The sequence below is a fragment of the Corynebacterium sp. A21 genome, assembly GCF_052266655.1.
GTDB lineage: Bacteria > Actinomycetota > Actinomycetes > Mycobacteriales > Mycobacteriaceae > Corynebacterium.
Window position 1 is genome coordinate 320,509 of record NZ_JBQPQY010000002.1, and the last position, 11,988, is coordinate 332,496.

Below are 11,988 nucleotides of genomic sequence, written 5' to 3' on the forward strand. Positions count from 1 at the left end.
ATGCGCATTCGGCCGATCGATCTGGTGGATGTTCTGGCCTACCTGGTGGTCCTCGGGACATTCATCCAGTTGTTCCCGGAGGTTATCTCGGAGTCGTTCCTGCTGGCTCTGCTGACAGCGGTTCTGTTGAAAGCCATTCTCGAGGTGGTGCTCTGGACAAAGCAAGGGATCATAACTAGATTCCGCTCAGCGAGCTCCGTCACGGCCCGTATCTTCAGCCTCGCCACTCTTCTTCTCGTTCTTCCCGGGAGCAAGTTCCTCGTGCTTGAACTGGTGGCGTTGGCATTCGGGGACACCGTTCGCCTTGGTGGGTTCTTCCAGGTGACCGCACTGATTATCGTGCTGATGCTGGCCCGTGGCGGGGTACGGCGACTCTTCTCGAGCCCCGAATCCGCGGAACGTGGTACCCAGTTCCGTTGATCCTCGGCCGGGGTGGAATCAGCATGAGTTATCCGCAGCAACACTCTCCACGGCAGATTTTGGGTGCTACCGAGCTGCTCCAAACTGTGCTGTACTGACCTCATGAGGTTCCTGAAGCGGTACCGCTCCACCGGAGCTGACCTCCCTTTCAGTGACCCCGGACGTGCGCACCCCGGAGTCGCGATGGAGGGTTACTTCTGGCGCATCACCGACCCTGACACCGGCCGCGTCCTCATCGCGCTCTGTGGCGCCAACCAGGGGCCGCAGGGATCCTGGGCGACGATCGGCATCGCCGCCTGGCCCACCGGATTCATCCGCACTGCCGCTCTCGACGGAGCCTGGACCGATCCGGAAGGCCTCGGTGTCAAAGGCGGAACCAACGCATTCGAAGGCACTAGCCACCGGCTGCGCGTTGAGCTGGGTTTCGATGCCCAGCTCGACCTCGAGTTTCACGACCTGATCCCCTGGCCGCGCCGGTCGCTGGGAGGATCAAGTGTGTTCCAGATGGTGCCCGGTCTCAACCAATACTGGCACCCGTGGTTGCTCGGCGGGAAGGCTTCCGGGACTGCGACAGTGGGCACCGAGACCTGGCGCTTCGTCGACGCGCAGGTCTATGCGGAAAAGAATTGGGGCCGCGAGGGATTCCCGGAGTCCTGGTGGTGGGGCCAGGCCCAGGGTTTCGCCGAACCTGAAGCCTGCGTCGCCTTCGCCGGCGGGCTGGTGAGAAACGGTCCACTGCAGGTGGAGGTTACCGCCCTCGTCGTGCGGCTTCCCGACGGGCGCGTCATCAGGCTCGGAAATCCGGTGCTCAGCCCGGTACACACCCACACGAGCGATGAGCAGTGGCAGTTGTCGGGACGTGGCTTCGGATGGCGCGTCGAGATCACCGCCACGGCCCCGCTCGACCAGGCGTTTGTGTTGCCCGTCCCCTTGCCGAGTGAGCACCGCAATGTACCGGGCGACCTCGAACATCTCGCCGGCGATCTGAAAGTCCGGGTGTCTCGATTCGGTCGGCTGGTATGGAACGGTCACACCTCGCTTGCGGCTCTTGAGCATGGTGGATTGGCCCGGGCCCGGGGAGAGCTGCGCCGTCGGGGCCTTGATCCGACACTCCCCTCGGCACCACCCGTGGGTTTCGAACCTTAATCCCTGCGCCCCTTCGATCCGAGGCCGCAGCACCTCGGCGTCAATGCGATCCTTACTCATTGACCTGGACAAGCTTTTGGTTCCGCCCTTCCCCAGCTGTGCTGCGGTAGCCCCCACCTATGGGACACTGAGGGGGTGAATGGCGTGCAAATAACCCCCGGCCCCGGTGCTCCCCAGGGATTATTCGTGCCCGCCAATGAGTTGCGGGAACAATTCTCACATGCCTCCGGCCCGGGCGGTCAAGGTGTGAACACCACCGATTCGCGGGTTCAGCTCAGCATTGATCTGGCGACTACGACAGCGCTGAGTGAGCGGCAACGGGAGCGGGTCATGGCGTACCTCGGCTCCCGGCTGTCCGGCACCGTACTCACCATCACCGCTGCTGAGCATCGCTCCCAGCAGCGAAATAGAAGTGCCGCACGGCAACGGCTTGCTGCCCTCCTGCGCGAGGCCGTGATCCCGCCGGTGGTGCGACGGCCCACCAAACCCACCCGTGGGTCACAGCGTCGCCGTCTCGAGGGAAAACGCGCCCGCGCCGAGATCAAGCGGAACCGCCGGCGACCCCAAGGGGATTAGCCAGGCGCCAGGCAGAAGCTGCATTTATCGAACACGCTTTAGCTCCCCCGCCACCCGCAGTCCGCGGCCTCGGCGCGGCAGCCCGGGCGTCGATAAGCTTTTCGACGCCCCGCTCAGGCCGCAGGTGTCCACCCGAGGGCGGGACCCAGATGCGTCGCCATATCCGTGATGATCTGCAGATAGTCTTCCTCAGCGAGGGTGAAGGGCAGCGCGAACACCACCTCATCGACCCGTTGGAACCCGGCGTGCCCGTAGAGGGTTTCCGCGATCTCCGCAGAAGTACCGACAATATCGGGGGCGAACATCAACCCCCGGGGTCCCACCGGTGACGTCGTGCGCTCGAAGCGGCTGGCGGCATACGCCCGGTAGCGTTCAACCTGCTCCGGGGTGGCCGAATCAGTCGGGATGACAACCAGCCCCTGGGAAACCCTGGCGCGTTCCGGGGCGATGTGGTGTGCACGGTAGGCATCGATGTGCTCAGCCTGAATCGTGGCGAAGTCGCGGGAATCAGTGCCCTCGGTGGTCACCACCGAACTCGTCAGGAAATTGAGCCCGTGCTGGCCCGCCCAGATCGCGGACTCATACATCCCGCCGTACCAGACCCGGTCCACCAGACCTGCAGCGTGCGGCTGGATGATGCGGGAGAACTGCTCGATCCCCACATTCCCCTCAAACTCACTGACCGGTTCTCCCCGCAGATTCGCGAGCAGGCGCAGCACCCGCTTCTTGGAGAAGTCCTCCACCTCATGGCTGTCCGGGTAGAGCGCCTCCTTGAAATCCTGGTAGCGCATCGGAGTGCCCACCGAAACCCCGGGTTCAAGCCGACCACCGGAAAGCAGATCCACCGTCGCCAGGTCTTCTGCCAGCCGGAATGGATTCTCCAGGCCGAGCGGAATAACAGCTGTGCCAAGTTTGATCCGTTTCGTCCGCTGAGTGGCCGCAGCCAGCACCGCCACCGGAGAAGAAATCCCATGCTGCAAGTGGCGGTTACGCAACCAGACGCTATCGAAGCCCAACGTCTCAGCCAGCTAGATGATCCCCAAGGTCTGCTCATGCCCCGCCGCCGGATCAGCCGGATCAAAGTGACCGATGGTCAGGAAACCCATGCTCCGCAGTGGTTGGCCCGGTAGTGGCACGTTAATTCTCCATCTCTCTTCAGGCGCTGGCGGCACCAGCATGAATCGCAGTGCCCCGGTGTCCCTGCAGTAGACATCTTAAGTCAATTTTAGGTACGGACTCCTTGCTTCGGTGGCTACTTCAACTCCGCTAAGCCCGGTGATTGTGCCAGATGCTGGGCGAAGGTGGCTACGCCGATGGCATTATCTGGCACCAGATTATGGCCGGCAGCATATTGGCGCACCACCGCGCCGGGAAGAGCCACGGTGGCGATGGGCCGACGGTGACCGGCCTCGGCCTGGTAGATACGCGCAAGCTCCCGCATCTCAAAGATTTCGGGGCCACCGATATCCGGAGCCCGCCCAGTAGGACCAGCCTCGACCAATTCTGTCAGCCGCTTGGCGACATCCCGGACATCGATCGGCTGGAACCGCAGCCGGCGCACCACGAAAGTGACCGGCAGCCAGCGCTGGACGGCGAAGATTGTGGCGAGCAAGTCGTGGAACTGGGTGGCCCGCAGAACCGTCCAGGGAAGACCTGAATCAATGATCAACTTCTCAGCCGCCAACTTTGACTGATAGTAGGGCAACTCGATACGGTCAACGCCGACGATCGAGATATAAAGCAGATGAGGATTGGTCCCAGCTGCTTGTGCGGCAACGATGAGATTCCGGGTGGCGGCGATATCACCCTTGCCATTGGTGGTGGCGCAGTGCACGATCGTGCTCACACCGTTGACGGCATCAGCCAGACCAGCACCAGTTAAAAGATCTCCGACCACCCGAATCTCGGATGCTGGTCCAGGGTGTCGGCTGAGAACCCGGACGTCATGGGGTCCGGCGTTGAGCTGCTCCACCACTGCCCGTCCCAAGGTCCCGGTGCCACCGGTGACCAAAATCGTGTCCATTTTCCCACCCTATCGTGGTATCGGTTGGCTATCGGGGCAACTGAAATTTTGAGCTACCTGGAGAACCAGGGAGCTGTCATGGCCTCTGCGGCCACGCGGTGTAGGCACCTGCCGACATGAGGATGGTGTTTCCACTGACGGGAAACGGTCTCACCAGTCTGGCGGTTGGTGTTGACTCCTTCGCGGGGTACAAACACACTCATGTGCGCTTGACTGATGCTGATGGGCATCGGTGCGGCCTTCCGGGTTTTGGTGCTCACGGCCCCAGAGAGGAATCGAACCTCCGAGACCCGCTTGAGGAGAGCAGTGCTGCCGCGCTTGCTGCATATAATCTTATTGCTCCGCCATGGAGTGGAAACTGATGAATGTCTACTCGAATTGATCAGCACAGCAGAATGTTGAAGTCCCCTTCACCCTTGGACCAACTCAGCCAGTTGTGCGGTGACAAGACTCCAGCCAGCCTCCAGCCCGAGTTCCTCATGCCGAGCGCGAGCCTGCGGATCCCCATGACGTGCCACTATGCGATAGAGCGTACCTTCAGGATGATCGACGAGAGTGACCTCACCCGTCACCGGAACCGGCATCGGATCTGCAGGGCGCAGTCCGGAATCCACCGCGTTGGTGAACACCAGTCGCTCCCCTTTCTCGACCACGAGGAAAGCTGCATCCATATGAGGTGTGAAGGTTTCCCCGTCCTCACTCATCATGGTGATGAAACCACCTCCCGCGCGAGGCACAAACGTATCGACGCGGCAGAAGTAGGGCTTGGGTATCCACCACTGGGCGAAGAGATCCGGTTGCGTCCACGCATCCCAGATCGCAGTGCGGGGCGCGCGAATGATGCGTTCAACAGCGAGGTCCAGGTCAGTATCCACGATTCTCCTTGTCGAGGCGGACAACAAAATCATCGAGATCAATCGGGCCGATTGAACGGTTCCAATCGCCACTGTTCATTATCCACCCGCACTTGCGCAGTAGCTAGGTTTCCCCTCGATCGAAGAAAAATACCCTGAATCAGACATTGGCCCCTTCCCCCGCCGCTTTCGGCACGTGCGAGTCCCGGGGCGGCACAACTTTCGCGTTTCCACGAGCACAGATCCAGATGATCAAACCATGTCTTTTCCGGTCACCGAAGCCCGCATCCGAGCCGCTGAAAAAGAACTTGGCCGACAGCTCCCCACAGTGTGGCTCGAGCGATTCAAGGTGAACAACGGTGGTGAGGTCGAGGACCACCTGGGCGATGGCTGGGAGCTACACCCCATCCGCGATGACAGCGACCGGAAGCGATTGAGCCGAACCGCCTGCGATATCGTTCGCGAGACGGCCTCGGCCCGCAAATGGCCGGACTTCCTGCACGAGGGGGTAGCAATCGCTAGCGATGGGACAGGAGATGCGTTCGGATTTCTGCCCGGAAGTGACGAGATCTATATCTGGTCACACCGAGCTGACCATGTAGGTGTCACTGATGCTGAGTGAGCGGAAACCAGTGGAAACGTCATCGAATTTCCCCAACGAACCCCGCGAGCTGATCTGAGTTATCTTCGAGTTCCCACTGGTTCGACTGCGATAGGAGTTCACTCTATGCGTGGAGGCCGTCAGCTTATCGACCCAGATGAAATCATGAGTCAGCCTATGCGGCTGAGTGCTCTCCTCAAGATTTTCGCCGCTCGAGACTTTGAACAAGACATGTGCACCATTTTCACCGCTAGGGAGAATACCCGGGCAGTCGATTACCCGATATGCACGGTCGACGACCCGGTGCTGGTCGATGACAATCTGCAGGAGACCTTGCCCGCATATGCCACTGACCACGGTCTCGACATGTTCTGTCACGTCTACGATGTGGTTGACACCATCGCAAACACCTACGAACAACAGCCTGATGCGGACATGGACACCTTGCTGAAGAACCTCGACTACTTCCTCATGCACGACACGTGGATGGACCTCGATGGGGATAGCCCAACGCTCTAATGCAGGATTCGGCGAGCCGGTAGACGCTGGCGAGTCCACGCCCGTCTTGCACCAGAAGTCAGACGGCGAAACGAACACTGTCCACGTTCCATGGCCATTGACCATCTGGCCCCGCGCATCGTGTGCATCGAGCCGGAATACTCAGGCGGTACGCGACCGCCCGGAGGTAATCCGGGGACAGTGAATCAATACTCTCCTGATTTCAGGTGCTCAGAAGATATTTTCCCGCCAGGCTCTCCGGAGCTAAGTCCACCAAGTCGGGCACCGAATCCGGCACACAGTACATGAGCATGCTCGAGTCGGGTCCACCAACAGGTCCAGCGCTGAGGTGTCCCACCATCGGACGGGAACTGCTCACCGGCGCTCCAACGAACCGGGACAGAATCGTCGACGGGTTCGAGCTGAAAGAAGTGACGCTCATGCAACTCCGGCTTCGCAGGCCAGAAGTCGAACTGCTCAACACCCAACGGGTGGACGATGCGCGTCCTGAGACCCGTCTCCTCCAGCACCTCACGGATCACCGCTTCCTCCGGCGATTCTCCCTGCTCGATTATTCCGGCCGGGACCTGAACTCCCGCCCTCTCGATCGGCACATCATCGTGGGTAAAAACCAGCAGCTGTCCTTCGCACACGACATAGCCGACAACCTTCTGCACGAGACGACGCTCTGGACCGGCAGTCATGCGGCCTTCGGGAAAGTAATCGCGGCGATCTGCTCAACGACACGGCCTTCGGCGGGGTTGAAGCCATAGTCAGTCTGCAGAGTGAGCCAGAATTGACCAGATGCCCCATAATGCTCCCCGGGCTGCAGTGCAGTATACGCGGTGAGCGCACGCTCACCGTGCCCAATATCGTTGATCCGCCGCGGCGGGACCTCGATCAACCTGGCTGGCTTGGTCCGCATCGTCCGCTCCCTCCCGTCATAGTTAGCCGTCTGTGTGTACTCAAACAGCACCAGATCAGCGCTGTTTGATCAGGATACTGGTGCTGCCGCGCGCTACGGGTACGCGCGCGCCGCAGCACGCAAGGCGGAGTGCAGCGCATCCACCGCCGCAGCCATCGTCGCCGAACCGACATCCTGGAATGAACCCATGCCACCGGTATACAGCATCAGTGCCTGCCCGACCTTCTGCCGGAACGTTTTCTCACCCACCACGTCTGCGAACAATCCGTCGAGCCATGCCGCGGTAGACGCTCGCCGCGAATCACCGTCGATCGCGCACGCATCGTGCAACTGCTCGACCGCGCGATGTACGTCGTCGAGGCGCAGCTCCCAGCAAACCATCATCATTCCTTAGGCGTTAAGTTTGAAATCCACCGAGTTCTGGCACGGAGCAACCTCTGCACCGCGCAATGCCGCAGGACCAGCTCACTACGAGACCGCTGCACCGGGATCTGTTCGAGAATCCACAGGCGTGACCGCGGATTGCACGGAACTCCACCACTCCACCGCACGTGCCAACCTCTGCGAACACGCATGGGAGCATACCAAGCACACGAGGTTCAACGCGCAGGACTCATCCTGACACTGTTCTCTCCGTTATCCGTGCACACATCCACCGGTGCGGCGATCGAAACAACTGAGGAACGGCATCACGACGAAACCCAGCACCACGATTGCGCCGACTGGGACATGGTCAGACTCATGGAAGTTTGCCAATGCCCGCGACGGACTAACGATGCCCAGCGCTACTGTGAGTCAAGGCCGAGTTCGTCGATAACCTGGGCGACGCGGATACGGTCCACGTCTCCAAGCCCCTGGATCGGCAGCGGCAAACACTGTCGAGAAACCAGACCAAACTGCTCGGCGATGGCCGCAATCACGCGCAGGCTCCCACCATGCTCACCAAACAGCGACCATAGGGGCTTGAGGCGGTCCGACTCCGTGACCGCGTCCTCGGCCCGGCGCTGCTGCGCGGCTCGGGTGATCGCCAACGCCGGATCTGGCAGGGCTCCGGCGATAGCCGAGTACCAGGCATCGCATCCAGCGTTCAGCCCGGTGGCAGCGAGAGCATCGCCGGAAACACCGATGGTGACGTGCTCTGGCACGGCCGCGCGGATCGTGGCGACGTGCTCGTGAGCCTTCGTCGGGTCAGCGGGTACCCCGGGGATCTTGATCGACGCGATGCCGGGCAGCTGCGAGATGCGGGCGTAGAGGTCGATGGTGAACGTGAAGTGTGTGGTGCCGGGGTTGTCGTAGACGATGACCGGTAGCTTGGTGTGCTCGGTAACATTACGGAATAATTCGAACACGTCATCCTCGGTGAGCGGCTGATAAGTCATCGGGGCGAGCAGCACACCAGCTGCCCCCGCAGTCTCCGCGCTCTCGACGTGTGCCAGGACGTGTGAGGTTCGCAGCGCCCCAACGCCTACAAACACAGGCGTATCCCCCGCGTGCTCAACCGCAAGGCGCGCGACACGGGCACGCTCCGCCGAGGATAAGTAGGCGTAGGAACCGGTGGAGCCGAGCGCGGTAATCGAGTCGACCCTTGCCATGGCGAGACGCTCGACCAGTCCTGCGAAGGCACGCTCGTCGAGGGCATCGTCCTTAATTGGGGTGAGTGGAAAGGCACTGAGGCCGGTGAACTCGTTCAATTCTGCTCCTATTCGGTTTCTCTATGGCAGTGCGTGGGCGATCTGGTCGCCGATCGGACTGAACGCCGCGGTGATGTCTGCGCTCAGGGGTGCTCGCGCAGCCAGGCCAAGACCTGCTGCGCATGCGTGTTCGGCGGGAAGATCGGATAGAAGGCGTGCTCGATCTCTCCCTCCCGAATAACCAACGTCAGCCGCGCATACAGCCGGTCGTGGCCAACAGCCGCGAATGTCGGCAGGGACAGTAGATCTCCGAAAGAGAAGGACTCATCGGAGATCATCGGGAACGGCAGCCGCAGCCGTTCCACGACCTCGGCCTGGTAGGCAGGGGTCTGGCTGGACATCCCGAAGACGTGGCCTGCGCCGGCCTCGCGCAGCTCGGCAAAGTGGTCCCGGAAGTCGCAAGCCTCGTTCGAGCAGCCCCGTGCCCCGGGGATCGAGTCCCAACCCTCCGGCAGGTCGACGCCGGGCCGGCCGGTCAGCGGGTAAAAATAGATCACTGTGCGGCCCGGTCCCAGTTCGTTGAGGCTCACGCTGCCGCCGTCGCTCGTCGGCAATTGCAGACCAGGGATAGGCATCCCCGGCAGGTGGTCGGCCGCTCCGTCGTCCTCCGGAACAGGGAGTCCGGCGGGCAAAGTCGTGAAGTTGTCCAAGACAGACTCCATCGGGAAGGTGCGTACTGCGCTGATGTCGAGACGGCGCTGGAGAACGTCACGGCGTGCCGCTAGCGCGGCGATCATGCCGTCAAGGTCGGCGATAGTGTCGCGGTACACTGCGAGCGAGCTGACGCACTCGTCACCGTGCTCGTGCCCGAGATCCAGACACTCGAGGAACGGACCTGCCTTCTGCGGTGAGATCCCCATCCGCCCCAGATCGCGTACCTCAGTGACAGCACGCACGTGGTCCTCGTCGAATGAGCGGTACCCGTTTTCCGCCCGCCCTGGCTCGATCAGGCCGATGCGCTCGTAATAGCGGACGGCTTTGACCGTCACCTTTGCCCGTTCGGCGAGTTCCCCAATGCGCATAATCGACCTCCTGCGACAACCATAAACCTTGCCCCTAGGGTCAAGGTCAAGCGCGCGCATCACAATCGGGGCACCAGACGTTAAATTTAACTCCATCACGCTTCATCGCTGACTAACCCTATCTTCAACAAGCTAGCTTCCACGCAAGCAAATGTATTGAAGCCGCAATCTAACTGAGAGTTTCCCAGAACCAGAAGATGGACTGCCTCACCATTCTCCGGCAGTGCGAGGAACTGCTGAACAAGAAGCCAGAACGACTACGACGAAAGAGGAATCGACGGAGCAGAAGGTCCGCTGTTCAAGGCTAACAAGAGGAACCCTCCTTGAACCTAAGATCTACCTCATCAGCCAGGTTTGCATCGGCAAGGACCGTGAGCTCCCGGACCTTCGGTCTCCAGAGCGCTGCCCGAACAGCCGTGATCTCCCTGAAATGCGGAGAAGTCACCTCATCCAGTGCACGCATGTAATCGGGGACGATCTCACGGGGCAGCCGCAACCCCATCGTTAAGTGAGGAGTCCAGCGGGGACCACGCCCATCGGGGTTGAGCTCACAGAGGTGACGAGCAGCGATCTCTAGTTCATCGGAGGTTTCTAGTAACCAGGCGACAGTCTGTTTGCGTTTCGTGCCGAAGATGACGGTGCCCAACCTCTGAAAATGGGCGGGAATCACCGGAGGGAGCAGTTCGGCGGCACGCTCAACGACGCCATCCACCATACTCGGCGAAAACGTGACGGTGATGTGAGGTGTCTGCTGCTGTGCAGGAAATCCCCGCTCCTCAAGACGCGCGAATATCTCTCGCACCTGCTGCTCTTCATCCTCAGCAAGGTGGAGCAGAATATTATCGGGTGAGGTCATCGTCTGTGACCCCTCATCCTGAGCCAAGCGCGATTCCTGCACGTATAAATCGCCACCTCTGTGAGGCTAGACGATGAACTGAACTCCACCACGTTGCGTAGTGAAGCAACGTCTAATAACGACGGATTTCGTAACAAGTTCAGTCCTCGAACGCCGCTTTCATGCATCGCATGGCTGCGAGAGTCTTCGGTACACCTATGTACGGCATGAGATGGACGAAGCATTCCGCAACCTCTTCTTTACTCATGCCAGCGACCTCGACCGCAGTCTTGATGTGGCCGGTTAACTGCGGTTCAGTTCCGCCCATGGCCGCCAAGGCTGCCATATTGAGCATCTGGCGGTCGCGTAATTCGAGGCCTTCGCGCTGGTACGTGCCGCCGAACACCGCACCGACGACCCAGTCGGATGCGCCCGGAGCGAATTCATCCAACTGTTGCTTCCAGGCTGCAGCAGCTCCTGGAGACTGGGTTTCCTCAACGAATTGATTGCCCTTATCCATACTCAAATCCACGATAATCTCCTTAAAAACAGCGAATAATCGTCTCGGGCCCAGCTCACCCCAAGCACGACAACCATACGTTAAATTTAAAAGTCCACCGCGTTCCGTAGTTGAAAAACCGCTTGATCCCCAATCACTGTGACTCAGTCTGAGACCGACACACATGCGCATTGGACGCCGCATCTTCCGACCACTATGACCCTTCGCTCAGAGAAGGCTGTCAACGGCGAGCTCGCGTGCCTGCGACCACCGGCCCCAGGCTACGCTTTGAGCACGTACCTCAGGGTCTCCACCACCTGGTCGGTCGTCGTGCACCAGGCCTGAGCCTCGGCATCAACTTCCTTGAGTGGATGGACGATATCTGCCTCGTGCAGGGTCACATAGGGTTTGCCCAGCGCAGCGCAGTAGCCAGCATCGAAGGCGGCGTTCCACTGCTTGTATTTGTCTCCGAAACGCACCACCACCAGGTCGCTCTGCTCAATCAGGGTGCGTGTGCGAATTGCATTGACCTTGGCAGACTGGTGATCACGCCAGAACTGGCTATCGGTCTCGCCCAGATGATCTCCGGCAGCGTCGCTCGCAGGGTGGTCCGTCACCGGCGACGTGAACACCACGTCCAGCCCGGCAGCCTCAGCGCCGCGCTGGATCTCGTCCCGCCAATCGGTGTGGATTTCGCCGGAAAGATAGACTGAGAAACTCATGGCTCAAAACTCCTGTGTCAGGTGCAGACGGATTTGTTCTACCTGCCAGTCTAGCCAGCCCAGTACCTCGACGAATTAAAGTCGGATCCGGTACCGGGAGCGACACAACCGACGGCCACGGCCATCCCAAAAGCTTACTCGGGCTCACCGCTCACTCCGATTACCTCGCATAGCAC

15 protein-coding genes and 1 pseudogene are annotated in these 11,988 nt (G+C 60.6%); 5 read left to right on the plus strand and 11 right to left on the minus strand.

Translation table 11 applies throughout. The features are described from left to right. From ACTU46_RS05625 to arfB, 3 genes are all read left to right on the plus strand, one after another. Positions 1-420, plus strand: coding sequence for a hypothetical protein (locus tag ACTU46_RS05625; RefSeq protein WP_443380212.1), 420 nt, complete (start codon positions 1-3; stop codon positions 418-420). A 102-nt stretch (positions 421-522) separates the two neighbouring features. Next, on the plus strand, positions 523-1,566 hold the full coding sequence (locus ACTU46_RS05630) for a tocopherol cyclase family protein (protein ID WP_443380214.1): 1,044 nt from the start codon (positions 523-525) through the stop codon (positions 1,564-1,566). 135 nt (positions 1,567-1,701) lie between these two features. Then, positions 1,702-2,142, plus strand: coding sequence for an alternative ribosome rescue aminoacyl-tRNA hydrolase ArfB (arfB, locus tag ACTU46_RS05635; RefSeq protein ID WP_443380216.1), 441 nt, complete (start codon positions 1,702-1,704; stop codon positions 2,140-2,142). Between the two features lie 113 nt (positions 2,143-2,255). Here the strand turns inward: arfB and ACTU46_RS05640 are convergent. The 3 genes and pseudogenes from ACTU46_RS05640 to ACTU46_RS05650 form a co-directional block, all read right to left on the minus strand. Next, positions 2,256-3,278: pseudogene (locus tag ACTU46_RS05640) on the minus strand (LLM class flavin-dependent oxidoreductase). A gap of 116 nt (positions 3,279-3,394) precedes the next feature. Continuing rightward, entirely contained in the window at positions 3,395-4,165 is a 771-nt protein-coding gene (locus ACTU46_RS05645; protein WP_443380217.1) for an SDR family oxidoreductase, read from the minus strand. Positions 4,166-4,575: 410 nt separating this feature from the next. Next, entirely contained in the window at positions 4,576-5,043 is a 468-nt protein-coding gene (locus ACTU46_RS05650) for an SRPBCC domain-containing protein (protein ID WP_443380410.1), read from the minus strand. 235 nt (positions 5,044-5,278) lie between these two features. Here ACTU46_RS05650 and ACTU46_RS05655 point away from each other — a divergent pair, with 235 nt between their 5' ends. Both ACTU46_RS05655 and ACTU46_RS05660 read left to right on the plus strand, forming a co-directional pair. Next, on the plus strand, positions 5,279-5,641 hold the full coding sequence (locus ACTU46_RS05655; RefSeq protein WP_443380219.1) for an SMI1/KNR4 family protein: 363 nt from the start codon (positions 5,279-5,281) through the stop codon (positions 5,639-5,641). Between the two features lie 105 nt (positions 5,642-5,746). Further along, the gene (locus ACTU46_RS05660) at positions 5,747-6,139 is read left to right on the plus strand and encodes a DUF7716 domain-containing protein (protein WP_443380221.1); all 393 of its coding nucleotides are present in this window, start codon (positions 5,747-5,749) and stop codon (positions 6,137-6,139) included. Positions 6,140-6,324: 185 nt separating this feature from the next. Here ACTU46_RS05660 and ACTU46_RS05665 read toward each other — a convergent pair whose 3' ends face one another. The 8 genes from ACTU46_RS05665 to ACTU46_RS05700 all read right to left on the minus strand — a co-directional run bounded on the left by ACTU46_RS05665 (position 6,325) and on the right by ACTU46_RS05700 (position 11,812). Next, positions 6,325-6,822: an NUDIX hydrolase gene (locus tag ACTU46_RS05665; RefSeq protein ID WP_443380222.1), complete on the minus strand. Its 498-nt coding sequence runs from the start codon at positions 6,820-6,822 to the stop codon at positions 6,325-6,327. After that, entirely contained in the window at positions 6,819-7,043 is a 225-nt protein-coding gene (locus ACTU46_RS05670) for a helix-turn-helix transcriptional regulator (protein WP_443380224.1), read from the minus strand. Before ACTU46_RS05670 ends, ACTU46_RS05665 begins: the two co-directional genes overlap by 4 nt. Before the next feature lie 93 nt (positions 7,044-7,136). Beyond that, the gene (locus ACTU46_RS05675; protein WP_443380226.1) at positions 7,137-7,430 is read right to left on the minus strand and encodes a hypothetical protein; all 294 of its coding nucleotides are present in this window, start codon (positions 7,428-7,430) and stop codon (positions 7,137-7,139) included. A 398-nt stretch (positions 7,431-7,828) separates the two neighbouring features. Beyond that, positions 7,829-8,734 carry a dihydrodipicolinate synthase family protein gene (locus ACTU46_RS05680; RefSeq protein WP_443380228.1) on the minus strand — a complete coding sequence of 302 codons (906 nt, stop codon included), beginning with the start codon at positions 8,732-8,734 and terminating at the stop codon, positions 7,829-7,831. Between the two features lie 83 nt (positions 8,735-8,817). Further along, positions 8,818-9,756 (minus strand): MerR family DNA-binding transcriptional regulator, encoded by a 939-nt coding sequence (locus ACTU46_RS05685; protein WP_443380230.1) that lies wholly within the window; start codon positions 9,754-9,756, stop codon positions 8,818-8,820. Between the two features lie 304 nt (positions 9,757-10,060). After that, on the minus strand, positions 10,061-10,612 hold the full coding sequence (locus ACTU46_RS05690; protein ID WP_443380232.1) for a 2'-5' RNA ligase family protein: 552 nt from the start codon (positions 10,610-10,612) through the stop codon (positions 10,061-10,063). 139 nt (positions 10,613-10,751) lie between these two features. Next, the gene (locus tag ACTU46_RS05695) at positions 10,752-11,123 is read right to left on the minus strand and encodes a carboxymuconolactone decarboxylase family protein (RefSeq protein WP_443380234.1); all 372 of its coding nucleotides are present in this window, start codon (positions 11,121-11,123) and stop codon (positions 10,752-10,754) included. Positions 11,124-11,371: 248 nt separating this feature from the next. Then, a complete protein-coding gene (locus ACTU46_RS05700; RefSeq protein ID WP_443380236.1) occupies positions 11,372-11,812 on the minus strand; it encodes a YtoQ family protein in 441 nt (146 codons plus the stop codon). Positions 11,813-11,988: the final 176 nt, after the last annotated feature.

Bases quoted from the DNA above. Each gene is read 5' to 3' on its own strand.
- ACTU46_RS05625 (WP_443380212.1), top strand. From the start codon at position 1: ATGCGCATTCGGCCGATCGATCTGGTGGATGTTCTGGCCTACCTGGTG.
- ACTU46_RS05630 (WP_443380214.1), top strand. From the start codon at position 523: ATGAGGTTCCTGAAGCGGTACCGCTCCACCGGAGCTGACCTCCCTTTC.
- ACTU46_RS05645 (WP_443380217.1), bottom strand. From the start codon at position 4,165: ATGGACACGATTTTGGTCACCGGTGGCACCGGGACCTTGGGACGGGCA.
- ACTU46_RS05655 (WP_443380219.1), top strand. From the start codon at position 5,279: ATGTCTTTTCCGGTCACCGAAGCCCGCATCCGAGCCGCTGAAAAAGAA.
- ACTU46_RS05660 (WP_443380221.1), top strand. From the start codon at position 5,747: ATGCGTGGAGGCCGTCAGCTTATCGACCCAGATGAAATCATGAGTCAG.
- ACTU46_RS05665 (WP_443380222.1), bottom strand. From the start codon at position 6,822: ATGACTGCCGGTCCAGAGCGTCGTCTCGTGCAGAAGGTTGTCGGCTAT.
- ACTU46_RS05670 (WP_443380224.1), bottom strand. From the start codon at position 7,043: ATGCGGACCAAGCCAGCCAGGTTGATCGAGGTCCCGCCGCGGCGGATC.
- ACTU46_RS05675 (WP_443380226.1), bottom strand. From the start codon at position 7,430: ATGATGATGGTTTGCTGGGAGCTGCGCCTCGACGACGTACATCGCGCG.
- ACTU46_RS05685 (WP_443380230.1), bottom strand. From the start codon at position 9,756: ATGCGCATTGGGGAACTCGCCGAACGGGCAAAGGTGACGGTCAAAGCC.
- ACTU46_RS05690 (WP_443380232.1), bottom strand. From the start codon at position 10,612: ATGACCTCACCCGATAATATTCTGCTCCACCTTGCTGAGGATGAAGAG.
- ACTU46_RS05700 (WP_443380236.1), bottom strand. From the start codon at position 11,812: ATGAGTTTCTCAGTCTATCTTTCCGGCGAAATCCACACCGATTGGCGG.